Origin of the sequence: Streptomyces hirsutus, from assembly GCF_001418415.1 — a bacterium.
GTDB classification, from domain to species: Bacteria; Actinomycetota; Actinomycetes; order Streptomycetales; family Streptomycetaceae; genus Streptomyces; species Streptomyces hirsutus.
Window position 1 is genome coordinate 1 of the sequence record NZ_LIQT01000442.1, and the last position, 15610, is coordinate 15610.

Sequence of the window (15610 nt, forward strand, 5' to 3'; positions counted from 1 at the left end):
ACGTTAAACGCCAAGCTGAGAAACCGTCTCTCAACCGAACGTGATCGTTTGATTTTAGCTGGTCAGGCATAGTTTCGTTCGGGGTGAGGGAGGGATGCGGCGTCTTGTGTCCGCTTGATGGCTGAGGGGGGCGCGGTGGCGTCGGTGCTGGGAATACTGGAGGAGCGGAAGGCGGCTGCCCGGGTGCGGGTGGAGGGTCTGCGGGAGGAAGTCACGCGGCTGGCCGAGGTGCTGGAGGCCGCGGAGATCGAGCTGGACCGACGGGTGATCGCGCGGGAGGAGCTGGTCGAGGCGTTGGCCGCCTCCGCGGCCGAGTCCACTGCCGGGACCGGGACCGGGACCGGAACCGGGGCGGAGCGGGAATCGGGGCCGTCACGGGTGCCGGTGCCGGGCTCGGTGGTGCCGCCGTGGCGGGAGGGGCCGCCGGTGACGGTGCTGGCGCCGGACTACCAGCGGATTCTGGGCGTGCTGGAGGAACAGCGATCAGCAGGCAGGGGACCGGTGAAGGCCAAACAGATCGCGGTGGAGCTCGGTCTTGGGACGACGCCGGCGAAGGTCGAGGGGGTGCGGTCGAAGGCCAGACGGCTGGCGGAGCGCGGGTGGCTCCTGCTGGAGGCGTCGGGGGCTTTCAGTGGTAGCCGGCGGCCCGTGGCCGTGCCAGACGTCGGCTCATCCGTGTGACCATCGACCACTGGATCAGCGCCTCGCTGCTGGCCGGCCGTGTCCCGTAGTCCCGGGCCAGGCGGCGGGAGTTCATCAGCCACGCGAACGTGCGCTCGGCCATCCAGCGTCTGGGGAGCACCACGAACCTCGTCGTGTCGTCGGTGCGCTTGACGATCTGCAGGGTCAGGGCGAGTTTGTCCCGGCACCAGTCGATGAGGCCGCCGGTGTAGCCGCCGTCGGCCCAGACCAGGGTGATGTCGCGGTGCAGGCGGCGCAGCCGGGCCAGCAGGCCCGCCACGGCGTTCCAGTCGCCGACGTTCGCGGCGGTGACCGCGACGACCAGGAGCAGACCGAGGCAGTCGGTCACGATGTGCCGTTTGCGGCCCGGCACCTTCTTCCCGCCGTCGTAGCCGCGTGAGGCGGCCGGCACCGTCGCAGCGGCCCTGCACACTGCGCGTCGATGATCCCCGCCGTGGGCTCGATCTGGCGGTCTTCGCGTTTACGGACCTTCCCGCGCAGCCGGTCGTGGAACTCGGCGATCAGCCCGTGCTCACGCCATCGGCAAAAGAAGGCGTAGACCCGGCCCCAAGCGGGGAAGTCCGCGGACATCGCCCGCCACGAGATCCCGTCCGCGACCAGGTACCGGATCGCGTCCAGCATCTGGCGGTGGCAGTAGCCCTCGGGCTACCCGACCTGGCCCTGGGGCCAGGTCGGCACGGGCAGCAACGGCCGCCCACTCCGCGTCCGTCATGTCCGACGGATACCGGCGTACCCGCTCCCGTTGATCGGCCGCGTGGCCGTACACATGAGAGAGGCAATCACACGAGGAAGCAGCCGAGTTGAACTGGACAGGCTCGGGCGCGTGCAACAACGACAAGCAGGACCTCCTGGATACCCCACTCGGCGGGACGCCATCCAAAGGCATCCCGCCGCCTAAAGGGTGTTGCAGAAGGCTGTGATCAGGGCATATCCGTTGTATGGCTGGGGTGTTGAGGGCTGAGCAAGTGTGGGTGGAGACGTTCACGGGGCTGCGGGTGGACCAGTTCGGTCGGCTGCTGCGGGCGGTCCGGGAACGCGGCGGCGAGGGCTGTGGCCGGGGCCGTCCGTGGCGGCTTCCACTGGCCGAGTGGGTGCTGCTGGTGGCCGTGTACTACCGCACGAACCTCACCATGCGGCAGCTCGCCCCGCTGTTCGGCGTCTCACCCGCGACGGTGTGCAGGGTGATCCAGAGGATCGGTCCACTCCTTGCGCTCGAGCCGGCCCGGTCCTCCCAGGAGGCCGTCGAGCGACTGTGGATCGTGGACGGTACCCTCGTCCCGGTCCGCGACCGCAAGGTCGGAGCGTCCTCCCGCAACTACCGGTTCTCGGCGAACGTGCAGGTCATCGTGGATGCGGAGACCCGCCTGGTGGTGGCCGCGGCCCGGCCGGTGCCCGGCAACACGGCGGACGCGAAAGCCTGGCGGGACTCCGGCCTGGCCCAGCACTGCCAGGGCGTGACGGTCCTCGGAGACGGCGCCTACATCAACACAGGCCTGGTCGTCCCGCACCGCAAACGCCCCGGACGGCCGCTACTGAAGGGCGAGGAAGAGGACAACGCCGCCCACCGCAAGGTCCGCGCCCGCGTCGAGCACACCTTCTCCCGGATGAAGAACTACAAGATCCTCCGTGACTGCCGGCAACGGAGCGACGGCCTCCACCACGCCGTCCAGGCCGTCGCCCGCATGCACAACCTCGCCCTCGCCGCGTGACCGCACAGCCCCGAACGTCGCTCCGACCTGCGTGATCACAGCCTTCTGCAACACCCTTTAGGGAAGGTTCCTCGCCATCATGATGCGCTGGACCTGATTCGTGCCTTCATAAATCTGCGTGCTTTACAGCTCATACGGCGCTCCACCGCCGCGCACATGGCCGCACATCAGGTTGTGCACGTTCGCTCACCTGCACACCGACGAGGGGCTCCCCAGCGGGATCGACCACGCACCTTGCCGATTCCCCGGTCGGAAGGGGATGTCATCCGATCGAGAAGTCGGCGAACTCGAGGTCGCTGAAGGCGATGTGCAGGCCGTGGGCGCGGCGGCCCCGTCACGGAAGTAGGCGTGTCCCAGCGCGCGGGCGAGGATGACCATCTGCTGCTGCTCCCCCGCGCCGGCGTCCCGGGCGGCGAAGAGTTCCCGGGCAACCTCTCCGGGCAGGTACTGGGTGATCCACCGCACCCGCGGGTCGTCCGAGGATCCTGCCGCCGCGGCGAACCCGAATCGTGCCCTGGTGTGGAAAACGAAGCCTTCCATTTCGGCCCTTGCACGCCGACGAGCCCGGACCCGGGGCTGCCACCGCGCCAGGACCGCTTCCTCGATCGCCCGGACCTGCACAGGACCAGGCAGGCGACGCGGTCCGGTCGGACGCGGAAGAGGGCTGTTCGGTCGTCCTGGTCAAGGACACCTACGGGGTGGCCGGTCGAGGCACCTTCGAAGTCACTTCGCAACGGCGGCTGGTCCGGCTGGTGAAGCACCTGCGGGGCCAGGAAGAAGAAGGACTGCGTGTCGAGTTCGTGGTGCAGCCGCGCTACGACCGGGAGGTGGACTTCTCCAGCCACCTGCGCATCGACCCCGACGGGTCCTGGCAGTTGCTCGGGGTACAGAGTCTGGTCAACGCAGGCTATCGCCACGAGGTGTCCGGGGCCGCGTCCAGCGCCCTCACGAGCACTCCGCGGTCTCCCACCCACGGGGAGGTCGTGGACACGGTGGCCCGTGAACTGGCGCGGGAGGGGTATTTCGGCCCCGTCTGCATCGACTCCATGACGCTCCGGGACGGAAGCTGGGTCCCCGTGCTGGAGGTGAACGTCCGTATGTCCATGGGATCTTTGAACCTCGGGCTCGACGAGCGGGTGCGGGAGCACGGGTTGCGCAGCCACCTGTGGCAGGAGGGCGCGGCCGTTGCGGACGGCTTCACCGTGGACCGCTTCCTGGAGGCACTGTGTGCTGAGGGGCCGCTGTACGAGGGTGGGAGCACCCCCGGTGTTCTTCCCCTGGTGAGTGGCTCGCTCGCGGCCCCGCGAGGGCGGCTGATCTGTACGGCTCTCTGCGCGCCGGAATCGTTTGACTCCCTGCGGGCGAGTGCCCGGTCCGTCGCCTCGTCGGTGGGCGTGACCCTCGTGGGGGCGACGTGACCTGGGGTATCGGGTTCATCGGAGCCACGGGGATCGCGGAGCGTGCGGTGATATCAACGAGCCGGGGACGCCGCGACATCACTGTGCGTGCCGTGGCGGCTTCCGACAGGGACCGTGCGGCGGCGTTCGGTGAGCGGCACGGCGTCAAGGTGCTCCCGTACTACGAGAAAGTGGTGACGGCGCCGGACATCGATGTCGTCTACGTCTCGCTGCACAACTCCGCGCACGCGCACTGGGCCCGGCGGGCCGTCGCCGAGGGCAAGACCGCGTTCGTTGAGAAGCCGCTGTGCCTGGGCCTCGCGGAGTGCGACGACCTGCGGAGCGCGGAGCGCCGGGGCGGCGGGCAGGTCCTGGAGGCGTTGCCCACCCTCCGGCACCCCTGGCACGCCGTCGTACGGAACATGGTGGACGCGGGCCGGTTCGGTCGGCTCCACGACGTGCACAGCCGGTTCGGGTTCCAGGCGCCGTCATCCGGTGGCTACCGCCTGCGGCCCGAGCTGGGCGGCGGCATTTTCAGGGACTCGGCGAGCTACTGGTTCCAGGCGCTCCAGGAGATCGTCGGGCTGCCTGCTGCCTGCTGCCTGCTGCCTGCTGCCTGCTGCCTGCGGCACCGGCACGGCCCGGTGCTCGGAGCCTGCGGGGGTCGACCATGCCTTCGAGGCGGAACTGCCGCTGCGGGGAGGGGTGATGGCACGCCTGTCGTGCTCCTTCGCCGGACGTCACCTCGACGAGCACGTTTTCGCGTTCGACCAGGCGCGCGTTCGGGTCCGCGGGGTGCTGCTGCCCGCCGCGGGAGCGGTACCGCTGAACGTCGCCGTGCGCACCACGACGGGCCGCACGGAGATCATCTGTACGGAGCCGGTCGCGTACTACGAGCAGCAGCTGAGGCGTGTGGTCGACCTCCTGGACGGCCGGGCGGGGCACTGGGGAGCCCAGTCGGCAGCGGCTCGGCCCAGGATCGCCACGATGGAGCGCATACACCAAACAGCGTGGCGAGAGGTCGCGCCGGTATCTTCAGACAAGGAGCCCACATGAGTCCTGAGGACTTCGATCCGGCGGTCGCCGCCCTGCTGTCGGCGGTCGCGGTCGCACCGGCGGACATGGTGGAGTGCGCGCCGCTGAGCGGCGGCACGTACAACTCCCTGCTGCGGGTGGTGCTGCGTGACGGCCGGCGGTGGATCGTGAAGCGTCCGCCGTCCCCGCGCAGCGGGTCGACGCTGCGGTACGAGCACGATCTGCTGCGCGGCGAGGCCGCGTACTACACCGCGGTACGGGATTTGCCGGGGGTGCCGGTCCCCCGCTTGGTCCACGTGGAGACCTCAGCCGAGCCGCCCGTCGTGTCGGGCCTCGTCATGACCGAATGCCCCGGCGTCCCGTGGCACGAGGCGGACGCGTCCCTGACGCCCGGTGAACGGGCGCGGTCGCGTCGGGAGCTGGGGGAGGTCGTCGCCCGTCTGCACACCGTGACGGGCTTGGAGTTCGGCTATCCCGCCCGGCCGTTCGGTCCGGCGGCCGCCGACTGGAGGGGCGCCTTCACCGCCATGACCGACGCCGTTTTGAACGACGCGGTGGTCTACGGTGTGGAACTGCCTCGACCCGTCGAGGAGGTGCGGGAGGTGATCGCCGCAGCCGGGGATGTGTTGGACGAGGTGACCCGCCCCGTTCTCGTCCACTTCGACCTGTGGCAGGGGAACCTGCTGCTTGAGGGGGCCGAGGGGGCCGAGGGAGCCAGAGGGCTCAGCGGAGTGATTGACGCGGAGCGCATGTTCTGGGGCGACCCGGTCGCTGAGTTTGTCTCACTCTCGCTGTTCGACGACATCGAGAAGGACGCCGACTTCCTCGCCGGGTACGCGGCGGCCGGGGGCGATGCCACGCTCACCGACTCGGTACGTCTCCGCTTGGAGTTGTACCGCTGTTATCTGTACCTGATCATGCTGGTCGAGGCCGTGCCCCGAGGCTACTCCTCCGAGCAGTTGGCGTGGACCCGTAGGCACGTCGGGGGCCAGCTGACGGCGAGCCTCGACGCAGTGGCCTCCGCCCTGGCGGGCCGACGGCGATCGCGGTACTGACTTCGGGTGTGGGCAGCGGGAGGCTGTACGGAACGACGAAGCTCCTGGCGGACGGGTTTTCGACCAAGATCACCCGTGCCGCCGGGAGCTTCCGTGCTCGTCTGCCCGTCGTCCATGGATCCGTCCAGCCGCACCCTGCGGTACCTGACCGGGCGACTCGTCGTCCGGCGACGGGAGGTCGGCACTCGGTGGCGGCGGCCGGCGGCCGGGCGGCAGGCCCTGCCGGCCCTGGCCCACCTGCGGTGCGGCGACACCTACGTGCAGCTTGCCGCCGGGTTCGGCATCGGCGTCGCGACCGTCCATCGCCACGTGCGCGAGGCCGTTGACGTGCTCGCCGCCCTCGCACCGAGCCCGGCCGAGGCGATGAAGACGGCACGGACGAAGGCCTTCGTGATCCTGGACGGCACTCTGCTGCCGATCGACCGGGGGCGCCTCCCGGCCGAAGGCTGGGGGAGATCGCCGCGGACACCCCGTACTGCTTCGGGAAGCACAAGCGGCACGGAATGAACGTCCAGGTCCTCACGGACCCGTTCGGGCGACTGCTGTGGGCCTCACCCGCGCTGCCCGGCGCCACGCACGACCTGGCCGCGGCCCGTGCACACGGGATCATCGATGCCCTCATGGAGGCGGGACTCACGTGCCGGGCGGACAAGGCGTACCAGGGCGCCGGCCGCTCCGTCCGTGTCCCGTTCCGGGGCCGTCGGCTCAAGCGGTGGAAGCGACGGCACAACACCATCCACGCCAGGATCCGCTGCGTCGGCGAGCAGGCCATGGCCGCCTTGAAAGGCTGGCGCCCGCTGCGGAAACTCCGCTGCAGGCGCCAACCGCATCACCGACATCGTGAAGGCCGTTCTCGTCCTTCACCACGCATCAGCATGAGGTTGAAAACGGCTCAGTGGCGTCCCCGGCAGTGGCGGATGACGGGGTGTTCGTCAGGGGCTCGCTTTGCGAAGCCCGGACCGTCGACATGCGAACCAGTAGGTCTTCGGACTCGGGACCACCCTGGCGGGGCACCTCCCAGTGGGTGACTCCCCGTGGCGTACGTCCCGCCGGCGTTCCGCACCGCCGCGCGACAGTTCCGGAGTTCCACCGGATTCCCTGCGGCCGTGAGGCGCGTATGGCTCATACGTGGCGGAACCGCACCGGACTTGCACCGGCTTTCTGTCTCCCGTCGCGGCGATGACCTGGCGATATTACGTTCCTTCGGGTGCGCCGCGAAGTGCCCCCTTGCTGACAGTGCGGCGGACGGGATGGAAGGATGGCCCGAGCAACAAGGCGACGGCGGTCCGAGGAAGCCGGTGGAAATCCGGCGCGGTCCCGCCACTGTGATCGGCGAGCGAGCCCCGCACACGACCACTGCCCGCACAGGGTGGGAAGGCGCGGAGCGAGCATCGACCCGAGAGCCAGGAGACTCACGCGGTCGCCTCCTCGACGGACCACCGGGGCGGATCTCCCCGGAAGAGAGGAACGGTGCCGTATGCCCGCCGACGCGAGCCCGGCCGAGAACCCGCCCGCAGACGCCGGGGCACCCGAGGCGGTGCCGTGCCGGGTCGTCGTGTGCCGGGACTGCTGCTGCGGCAGCCCGAAGGTGATCGGCACCGACCACGCGGCGCAGACGGCGCGCCTGCGCGCGCAGGTACCCGTGCGGGTGTCCGCCTGTCTGGACGTGTGCGAACAGGCCAACGTCATCGTCGTCCAGCCTTCCGCGGCCGGCCGGGCCGCCGGCGCCCGGCCCGTCTGGCTGGGGCTGGTCAACGACCCGGACGCCACCGAGGACATCGCAGCCTGGGCACGCGCCGGCGGACCCGGCGTCGCGCCCATACCGGACATCCTCGATCTGTACGCCATCACGCCACCGCGCCGGCGTTCGGCCTCCTGACAACGAGTGCGAGGATCAGGAGGCCGCCCCGATATGAACGAGGAAGCTCGTGCCCCCGCCGAATCCGTCACCGCCGCCCTGCACGACGTGGCGACCCTCGGCGGCTTCTTCGTCCTGCACGTCGGTGGCAGGGACCAGGGGTGGCATCCCCTCGGCCACTCCTACGCGCGAGGCTTCACCGACCTGGCCGACGCCGTCGCCCGCCGCCACGACACCCGTGAGCCGCGGATCGACGTGTCCATCGCCCACCTCGGACACGCGGCCCGCCTCTGGTCGCCCGCCCTGGCCTGCGTACTGTTGCACGGGATCGTCCCGGACCTGAGCGGCCTGCAGCGGGCCGACGAAGGACCGGCCCTGCGTCTCCCCCGCCCCTCCGGCCGGCACGCCGACCGGCTGCCCGACCCCGCCGGCGCCCTGTACGAGCAGGTGATGAATCACCTGCGGACGCTCGCGGCCGGACTCCGCGTCAAGATCGCCCCGCGTCTGCTGGACGGGAACGCCGCTTCCGCGCTCGCCGGGGCGGCCCACGCCCTGCTGACGGCCCGCCCTGCCCTGCGCGAGCCGCTCACCGACCTCACGACCGAACTGCTGAGCACAGGGCGCCTCGTCGGTACCGGAGTGATCACCGGGCCGGATCTCACGTTCCGCCGCCGCAGTTGCTGCCTCTACTACCGTGCACCGAACGGCTCGAAGTGCGGTGACTGCGGCCTGGCCGGTCGGGAACGAGCGTGATGTGAGTGGCGGCCGGTCTGCCGGACGTGTTCGCTGTTTCGATGGCATGTGCACAGCAACGCCCCCTAAAATCAGGGGGTTTCTACATCCCGGGAGATCCGATCGAACCCGGACGCGGAAGTGCGTCACCGCGTACGGCACGACAACCGCATATGTGCGTGACTGGGGGGAAGCCGGTGGGAATCCGGCGCTGACCTGCAACCGTGTGCGGCCGTGGGCCGCGAGTCGGAGCACCCGGCGCGTGCTGATCACCGCTTCCCACTGTCATGGTCCGCAGTGCGGAGCCGAGAGTTCCGCCCGTGTCGTCGCGGTCCGGGATGCCCTCCCCGCAGCCGGGGAGGGCAGAGCGGGCGTCCGGCCGAAGGCGGGGTTTTCCTCGGCCGCGCACGTGGGCCGGCCCGCACCAGGAAGGCTCCGCCATGTTCCGCACAGCACGTGCACCCCACCACCTGATCGCCGCCACGGCCCTCGGCCTGGCCCTCGCCTCCGCTGATCGTGCGGGAGGAGCTGGTCGAGGCGTTGGCCGCCTCCGCAGTCGAGTCCACTGCCGTGACCGGGGCGGAGGCGGAGCAGGAAACGGCACCCTCGACCGTGTCGGTGCCGGGCTCGACGGTGCCGCCCTGGCGGGACGGGCTGCCGGTGACCGTGCTGGCGCCGGACTGCCAACGGGTCTTGGGCGTGCTGGAAGAACGGCGGGCGGCGGGTCCGGAGCCGCTGAAGGTCAAGGAGATCGCGGTGGGGCTGGGTTTGGGGACGACACTGGCGAAGGTCGAGGGCGTGCGTTCGAAGGCCAGGCGCCTGGCAGAGCGCGGTGGTTCCTGCTGGAAGCGGCGGGTGCCTTCAGCGCCGGCCGGTGACCCGTGGCCGCGCCAGACGCTGGCCCATCCGCGTGACCATCGACCACCGGATCATCGCCTCGCTGGTAGCGGGCAGGGCTTCGTAACCCCTCGCCAAGCGGCGGGAGTTCATCAGCCACGCGAACGTGCGCTCTACCACCCAGAGTCTGGGGGCAGGGCCGCTCAGTCCGGCAACGGGCGAGCGGTGTGCGGCGGTCACCTCGCACGGAGGATTTCGCCGGCGAAACGCTCGTACGGGCGGCGGCGGGCAACCGGGGTGCGCCGTTCCGGGCCGTTGCCGACCGGGAGGCCCGGCCGGAACGCCCTGAACGGGGTCGCCCGGATCAGGGGGTGGCTCTTGCCGCGAGGTACGCGGACCGAGGGCGGCGTCCCGGGCGGGCTGGGGCGGCGTCCCCGCGTTCGCTGCCGGGCGGACGGATAGTGTGGGCCCGTCAGCGAAGATCGCGGAAAGACGGAGCACATGGCGGACATCGTGGAGACGGCGGCGCGGAAGGTTTTCGAGCGCTATGACCTGGACGGGGACGGCCTGGTCAGCGCAGACGAGTACCGGAAGGTAGTGGCGGAGCTGGAGGGTTCCGAGATCACCGAGTCGGAGGCCCGGCAACTGATCGATTCGCTCGACGCCAACGGCGACGGCCAGATGTCCTTCGAGGAGTTCTGGGCGGCCATGAACCGTTGACACCACTGGCCCGGCACGCGAGGGTACGCGGGCCCGGCCGTGTCGCCCCGCCACGTACCCTCGGGTGCCCCCGAGGCCTCGGGGGCACCCCGGACGCCGACCGCGGGGGACGAGCCGGGTCCGTGCCGCCTTCAGCCGACCTTGCGTCCTCGCATGGGTGCGGTGTCGGCGCCTGCGCCGTGCCGCAACCCGTCCAGGAACTCCTGCAGCACCTCCGTCGCGGTGTACTCCGGCCGCCAGCCCAGTTCCGTGCGGGCGCGGGAGCAGTCCATCAGGGGCAGCCGCAGTACCGCGTCGAAGAGGTGAGGAGAGGCGGGAAGGAGACGGAGCCCCCAGGCGGCGGCGACGGCGGACCGGGCCGCCGTACGCGGCAGCCGCACCGGGCGCAGGCCGAGCATCTCGGCGAGGAGGCCGATGTCGACCACGGGGTCGGCAGCGAGATTGAAGGCGCCTCGGGCCCCGGCCGAGTGCACGGCCAGCCGGTAGGCCTGAGCGGCGTCGTCCGTGTGCAGAGCCTGCACCGTCAGGCCCGGGACGTCCGGGAGGAAGGGCAGCAGATCGGGGCGGGCCACCGGACCGGGGAGGAAGCGGCCGCCGAAGATGCGGCGCTGCTCGCTCGCCGACTCCCGCTTGAAGAGGAACGCGGGGCGCATACGTACCACCCGTACCTCGGGGTGGTCACGGACGAAGACGTCCAGGGCCCGTTCCAGATACGCCTTCTCCCGGCAGTAGGCCGCGTCCGGCCAGCCGTGCGTGGGTCAGGACTCGTCGACGGCCCGGTCCTTGGGGCCGGGGGAGTAGGCCCCCACGGAGGAGGCGTGCACGAGCGTCGGTACCCCCGCGGCCGCGGCCGCCTCGAACATCCTCATGCTGCCGAGCACGTTGGTGCGCCAGGTGCTCGCCGGATCGTGCGTCGGCTGGAACGCCCACGCCAGATGCACCACGGCGGTCGCTCCCCGGCACACCTCCGTCGGGTCGGCCCGCTCGGACGCCAGATCGACGGCGTGCCACTCGGTCTTCGGCGGGCTCCAGTCGGGCGTCCGCCGGGCGACGCCTCGTACCCACTCGACCTCCGAGTCCTCGGAGAGCAGGCGCACGAGGCTCGTCCCCACATTGCCGGTCGCGCCCGTGACCACTACCCTGCCGCCCGCTGTGCCGGCCATCGGAAGCTCCTCTCGGCGACGCCTGGGACGCCCGCCGAGTACCCGGCCCCCGGTCCGGCACGCGCCGCGGACCAGGGCGCGGGAAACGGACCGGCCCGGCCCTGCCGGCCCGGGACGGCGGAGGGGCTCGGACTCCGGGCGGCCAGGGTGCACCGCACGCCCCGAGCCCGGGCGGGCGTCACCGGGTGCGGCCCTCACCCTCCCGCGGTCGCCGCGACACTCACTTCAGAAGGTCCGCGACCAGCGTGGCGAACTCGTCCGGGGTGGTGAGGCGGATGCCGAGCTGTTCGGCCTTGGCGCGCTTGGAGCCGGCACCTTCTCCGGCGACGACGAGGGTGGTCCTTTTGGAAACGCTGGAGGAGGAGCGGCCGCCGGCCCGTTCGATGAGTTCGTTCATCTCGTTGCGGGAGAGCTTCTCCAGGTTTCCGGTCATCGCACCGGTGACCACCACCGTCATGTCGGTCAGCGGGCGGTCCACCCCGGGCGTCCCGGCCGTGTCCCGGCCGTCGAGGTCGGCGTCGGTGGCCGGAGGCGGAGTGGCGCCGGGTTCCGTCATGTTGACGCCCGCCGCGACGAGTTTGTCGATGAGCGGGGCGAGTTCGGCGAGTTCCGAGACGATCGAGGGTGCCTTCTCCGATCCGATGCCGTCCACCCGCTGCATCGTTTCGGCGTCGGCGGAGCGGATGTTGTCCATGGTGGCGAAGTACCGGGCGATGCGCCGGGACATGGACCGGCCGGTGCCGCGGACGCCGAGCGCGCAGAGCACCCGCGACAGCGGCTGCTCCTTGGCCGCGGCGATCGCGGCGAGCAGATTGCCGGTGCTGGTCTCACCCATCCGCTCCAGGCCGAGCAACTGGTCGTGCCGGAGGGCGAACACATCGGCGAGATCGGCGACGAGACCCGCGTCGACGAGCTGGACGACACGGGTGGCTCCCAGGCCCTCGATGTCGAGCTGGTCGCGTCCCGCGGCGTAGGAGAGTGAGGCGACCAGGTGGCAGTTGCGGCCCTGCGCGCATCGCCAGCGCTCCCCGCCGGTGTCGATGTCCGATCCGCAGCGGGGGCACTGCTCGGGGAAGACGATGGGCTGCTCCTCGCCGGTGCGCAGGTGGGCGACGGGGGCCTCGATGCGGGGGATGACGTCACCGGCGCGATGGACCATGACGTGGTCGCCGAGCCGCAGGTCGCGACGGGTGATGTCGGCCGGGTTGTGCAGGGTGGCGTAGGTGATGGTGGAGCCGTCGACGACCACGGGTTCGAGGACGCCGCGCGGGGCGATGATGCCGGTCCGCCCGACGTTCCACTCCACTTCCAGCAGCCGGGTGATCTTCTCCACGGCCGGCAGCTTGTACGCGATCGCCCACCGGGGCGCGCGGGAGCCGGAGCCGGCGTCCCGCTGGTCTGCGGCGAGGTCGGCCTTGACGACGATCCCGTCGATGCCGAACGGCAACTCGGCTCGCTCCGCGGCGATTTCCTTCACCCGGGACAGGACCTGCTCCGGCGATCCGGCGACGGATTCCGGGACCGCGGTCGTGGCGCTGGTGTGCACGCCGAGCTCGGCGGCCAGGGACATCAGGTCGCTGTGGGGGAGTTCCGCCAGCCGCTCGGCGAGGGGGCCGTCGGTGCCGGGCAGCGGCAGCAGTCCGTAGCCGAAGAACGTCATCGGAACGGTGTAGAGCCGCTCCTTCGCCCGAAGGGTGCCCGCGGCAGCGTTGCGCGGGTTGGCGAACGGCTGACCGCCGTGGCCCGTGCGGGCCTCGTTCGCGTACTCGAACTGGGCCGTCGTCATCAGGACTTCGCCGCGCACCTCCACGGTGACCGGCTCGGCCAGCCGCTCGGGCAGCCCCACGACGGTGCCGATCGCGTGGGAGACGTCCTCACCGGCGATCCCGTCCCCGCGAGTGATCAGCCGGGTGAGACGCCCGTCGCTGTAGCGGGCGACGATCGCGAGCCCGTCCAGCTTCGGGCCCACACTGAAGCGGGTGACCTCACGGCCGATGCGTCGGTTCAGGGACGCCGTCCACGCCATGAACTCCTCGGCCGAGAAGACGTTGTCGAGGCTGAGCATCGGCACCGTGTGCGGTATGTCGCCCTCCACCGCGCCGCCGGCGACCTTGCCGGTGGGGGAGTCGGGCAGGGCCTCGTCCGGGTGCTCCGCCTCCCAAGCGGCGATCCCGCGGACCAGTCGGTCGTAGGTGTCGTCGTCCAACGGCGAGGTGCCGCCCTCGTAGTAGGCGGCCGCCGCACTCACGGCGTTCTCGACCGCCTGGGCGTAGGCGGCGGCATCCACGATCACTGCTGCGGGAGTTGTCATGATCGGCATCATGCCGTCCACCACTGACAACGGGCCCGGACGCCGCCCCGCACCGATCCGCACCGGCCTGCCGTCGATGCCGTGAGGCCGATGGCGGCTCCGATTCTTCAGCCGGTTCCCCACAGCCGGTTCCCCACAACCGATTTCTCGCAACCGATTTCTCGCAGACCGAGCCGTCGCAGACCGAGTCGTCGGACGATGCCGAGCCGTTGCCTGCCTCACCGCCCATCGGATGCCTCCATATGGGCGGATACCTACGGTTCATGTCCCAGTGGTTGCTTGTATGCCCTCAGTTCGTATAGGCGGGATTCGATCCAAGTGTCCCAGCGGAACGCATCGCGTTCCTCATCGGCATGGCCGGGCACCCTCGGCGGTCACCAGGATCGAGAGACACGTGAACATTCCCACCTCGTTGCGCAGGGCCAAGACCCCTGTGGTTCTGACGGCAGCCGTACTGCTGGCGGTGAGCGCGTGCGGCAGTGCCGAGGCGGGGTCGGACGGCAGCGGCGGTGAGGGGGGCAAGCCGTCGGGAACCGTCCAGGTGGACGGTTCCAGCACGGTGGCTCCGCTGTCCACGGTGGCGGCCGAACTCTTCCGGGCGGAGAACCCCGATGTCGAGGTCGCCGTCGGCACGTCCGGAACCGGTGGCGGTTTCGATAAGTTCTGCCACGGCGAGACCGACATCTCCAACGCCTCGCGCGCGATCGAGGACGTCGAGGCGTCGGCCTGCAGGCTGAAGGGTGTCGAGTACCAGGAGCTCCAGGTCGCCGGCGACGGCCTGTCCGTCGTGGTGAGCAAGGACAACGACTTCGTCGAGTGCCTCACGGTGGATCAGCTGAGGATGATCTGGCAGCCCGGTTCGAAGATAGACAACTGGAACCAGGTCGATGCGACGTTCCCCGACCAGAAACTGGAACTGTTCGGTCCCGGCACGGACTCGGGCACCTTCGACTACTTCACCGGTGCCGTCAACGGCGAGGAGGGCGCCTCGCGCGCCGACTACGCGGCGAACGAGGACGACGACCTCATCGTGCAGGGCGTCTCGGGCTCGGTGGGCGGCATGGGCTACTTCGGCCACTCCTACTACGAGGAGAACAAGGACCGGCTGAAGGCCCTAGCGATCGACGGCGGCGACGGCTGCGTCGCCCCGACCGTGGAGGCCGTGCAGAACGGCAGCTACAAGCCGCTGGCACGGCCGCTGTTCATCTACCCGAGGGCGTCCTCGCTGGAGAAGCCGGAGGTCGCGGCGTTCCTCGATTACTACGTCGAGAACAACAAGCGCATCGCCGAGAAGGCCAACTTCGTTCCGCTCAGTGCGGAGCAGGATGCCGAGCTGCGCAAGGACCTCGATGCTCTCAAGGCGAAGCAGGAGTCCTGAGCAGGGGCATTGCCCGTCGTCCGGCGTTCAACGGCCCGGTGCGTGCAGGGTTGTCGGAGGGCCTGTGGAGTAGGCGAACCCCCGGTGAACAAGCGGGAAGGACTGGCTTTCCGCACCGGAGGGACCCCTGGCCCGGACCTATGCTGAATGGATGGCTATCTCTTCGTACGGCGTGCGGGCGGAGACGGTGCCGGACGGCTCGGAAGCGTCCGCGACGGGCCTGGCCCGCCTGCTGATCGACCGCGGCGAGGCCGAGCGGCTCGCCGCGGTGCTGAAGGCCATCGCCGACCCGACCCGACTGCAGTTGCTGCGCCTCATCGAGCGGGCTCCCCGGGGGGAAGCGTGCGTCTGTGACCTCACGGACTGCCTGGGTCTGCGGCAGCCCACCGTCAGTCATCACCTCAAGGTCATGACCGAGTCCGGACTGCTGAACCGCGAGCGGCGAGGCACCTGGGTCTGGTACTCCGTCGACCCCGCCGGGCTGCGCCGGGTGCGCGAGGTCCTGGAGCCCGTGAGCCCGCAGGAGCCGGTGGCGGTCTGACCCTCCTGTCCCGCCGGGATCCGCTCGGCCGGCCTCGCGGGCGGGCCGCTCGGGCCGGCCTCTCAGGCCGTCGGTTCCGGCGCGATCTCCGCGATCAGGTCCTCGACCCGCTTCCTGATCTCGTCGCGGATCGGACGGACCGCCGCGACGCCCCGGCCGGCCGGGTCGTCCA

The 15610-nt window shown here is 70.6% G+C and carries 14 protein-coding genes, 4 pseudogenes and 2 riboswitches; of the genes and pseudogenes, 12 read left to right on the forward strand and 6 right to left on the reverse strand.

Annotation, left to right across the window (positions count from 1 at the left end; translation table 11 throughout):
• The first annotated feature begins 117 nt into the window (after positions 1-117).
• Complete coding sequence (locus tag AOK11_RS29705) at positions 118-681, forward strand: hypothetical protein (protein WP_055596804.1); 564 nt, start codon at positions 118-120, stop codon at positions 679-681.
• On the opposite strand, the gene AOK11_RS45500 is transcribed toward AOK11_RS29705, so the two are convergent.
• Positions 629-1093: a transposase gene (locus tag AOK11_RS45500; RefSeq protein WP_240497537.1), complete on the reverse strand. Its 465-nt coding sequence runs from the start codon at positions 1091-1093 to the stop codon at positions 629-631. The two genes, AOK11_RS29705 and AOK11_RS45500, sit on opposite strands and share 53 nt — an antisense overlap.
• Positions 1027-1323, reverse strand: coding sequence for a transposase (locus tag AOK11_RS45505; protein ID WP_240497538.1), 297 nt, complete (start codon positions 1321-1323; stop codon positions 1027-1029). Before AOK11_RS45505 ends, AOK11_RS45500 begins: the two co-directional genes overlap by 67 nt.
• 317 nt (positions 1324-1640) lie before the next feature.
• Here AOK11_RS45505 and AOK11_RS29715 point away from each other — a divergent pair, with 317 nt between their 5' ends.
• Positions 1641-2411 (forward strand): IS5/IS1182 family transposase, encoded by a 771-nt coding sequence (locus AOK11_RS29715; protein WP_055596805.1) that lies wholly within the window; start codon positions 1641-1643, stop codon positions 2409-2411.
• Between the two features lie 186 nt (positions 2412-2597).
• On the opposite strand, the gene tpg is transcribed toward AOK11_RS29715, so the two are convergent.
• Entirely contained in the window at positions 2598-3032 is a 435-nt protein-coding gene (gene tpg / locus AOK11_RS46880; protein WP_055596806.1) for a telomere-protecting terminal protein Tpg, read from the reverse strand.
• 77 nt (positions 3033-3109) lie between these two features.
• Here tpg and AOK11_RS29725 point away from each other — a divergent pair, with 77 nt between their 5' ends.
• From AOK11_RS29725 to AOK11_RS29755, 8 genes and pseudogenes are all read left to right on the forward strand, one after another.
• On the forward strand, positions 3110-3829 hold the full coding sequence (locus AOK11_RS29725; protein WP_055596807.1) for a hypothetical protein: 720 nt from the start codon (positions 3110-3112) through the stop codon (positions 3827-3829).
• Between the two features lie 47 nt (positions 3830-3876).
• Positions 3877-4338, forward strand: a pseudogene (locus tag AOK11_RS46885) (Gfo/Idh/MocA family protein); the annotation flags it as partial.
• 178 nt (positions 4339-4516) lie between these two features.
• Positions 4517-4864 (forward strand): hypothetical protein, encoded by a 348-nt coding sequence (locus AOK11_RS45515; RefSeq protein ID WP_240497539.1) that lies wholly within the window; start codon positions 4517-4519, stop codon positions 4862-4864.
• Positions 4861-5898 (forward strand): phosphotransferase family protein, encoded by a 1038-nt coding sequence (locus AOK11_RS29735; protein WP_055596808.1) that lies wholly within the window; start codon positions 4861-4863, stop codon positions 5896-5898. Before AOK11_RS45515 ends, AOK11_RS29735 begins: the two co-directional genes overlap by 4 nt.
• A gap of 93 nt (positions 5899-5991) precedes the next feature.
• Positions 5992-6777, forward strand: a pseudogene (locus AOK11_RS29740) (transposase family protein).
• 100 nt (positions 6778-6877) lie between these two features.
• A riboswitch (cobalamin riboswitch) is annotated at positions 6878-6998 on the reverse strand.
• Between the two features lie 188 nt (positions 6999-7186).
• Positions 7187-7312, forward strand: a riboswitch (cobalamin riboswitch).
• Positions 7313-7375: 63 nt separating this feature from the next.
• On the forward strand, positions 7376-7777 hold the full coding sequence (locus AOK11_RS29745; RefSeq protein ID WP_055596809.1) for a hypothetical protein: 402 nt from the start codon (positions 7376-7378) through the stop codon (positions 7775-7777).
• A 33-nt stretch (positions 7778-7810) separates the two neighbouring features.
• Positions 7811-8509, forward strand: a complete 699-nt coding sequence (locus AOK11_RS29750; RefSeq protein ID WP_055596810.1) for a (2Fe-2S)-binding protein — start codon at positions 7811-7813, stop codon at positions 8507-8509.
• 1317 nt (positions 8510-9826) lie between these two features.
• Positions 9827-10045, forward strand: a complete 219-nt coding sequence (locus AOK11_RS29755) for an EF-hand domain-containing protein (RefSeq protein WP_055596811.1) — start codon at positions 9827-9829, stop codon at positions 10043-10045.
• A 131-nt stretch (positions 10046-10176) separates the two neighbouring features.
• Here the strand turns inward: AOK11_RS29755 and AOK11_RS29760 are convergent.
• Together AOK11_RS29760 and ligA are read right to left on the reverse strand one after the other, a co-directional pair.
• Positions 10177-11208 (reverse strand): annotated as a pseudogene (locus tag AOK11_RS29760) (SDR family oxidoreductase).
• A gap of 220 nt (positions 11209-11428) precedes the next feature.
• Complete coding sequence (gene ligA / locus AOK11_RS29765) at positions 11429-13519, reverse strand: NAD-dependent DNA ligase LigA (RefSeq protein WP_055596812.1); 2091 nt, start codon at positions 13517-13519, stop codon at positions 11429-11431.
• 394 nt (positions 13520-13913) lie between these two features.
• Between ligA and AOK11_RS29770 the strand changes: the two genes are divergently transcribed.
• Together AOK11_RS29770 and AOK11_RS29775 are read left to right on the forward strand one after the other, a co-directional pair.
• Positions 13914-14897: a PstS family phosphate ABC transporter substrate-binding protein gene (locus AOK11_RS29770; RefSeq protein ID WP_079035165.1), complete on the forward strand. Its 984-nt coding sequence runs from the start codon at positions 13914-13916 to the stop codon at positions 14895-14897.
• A 151-nt stretch (positions 14898-15048) separates the two neighbouring features.
• The gene (locus AOK11_RS29775) at positions 15049-15438 is read left to right on the forward strand and encodes an ArsR/SmtB family transcription factor (protein ID WP_079035166.1); all 390 of its coding nucleotides are present in this window, start codon (positions 15049-15051) and stop codon (positions 15436-15438) included.
• Positions 15439-15500: 62 nt separating this feature from the next.
• Here AOK11_RS29775 and AOK11_RS45520 read toward each other — a convergent pair.
• A pseudogene (locus tag AOK11_RS45520) lies at positions 15501-15610 on the reverse strand (phosphotyrosine protein phosphatase); the annotation flags it as partial.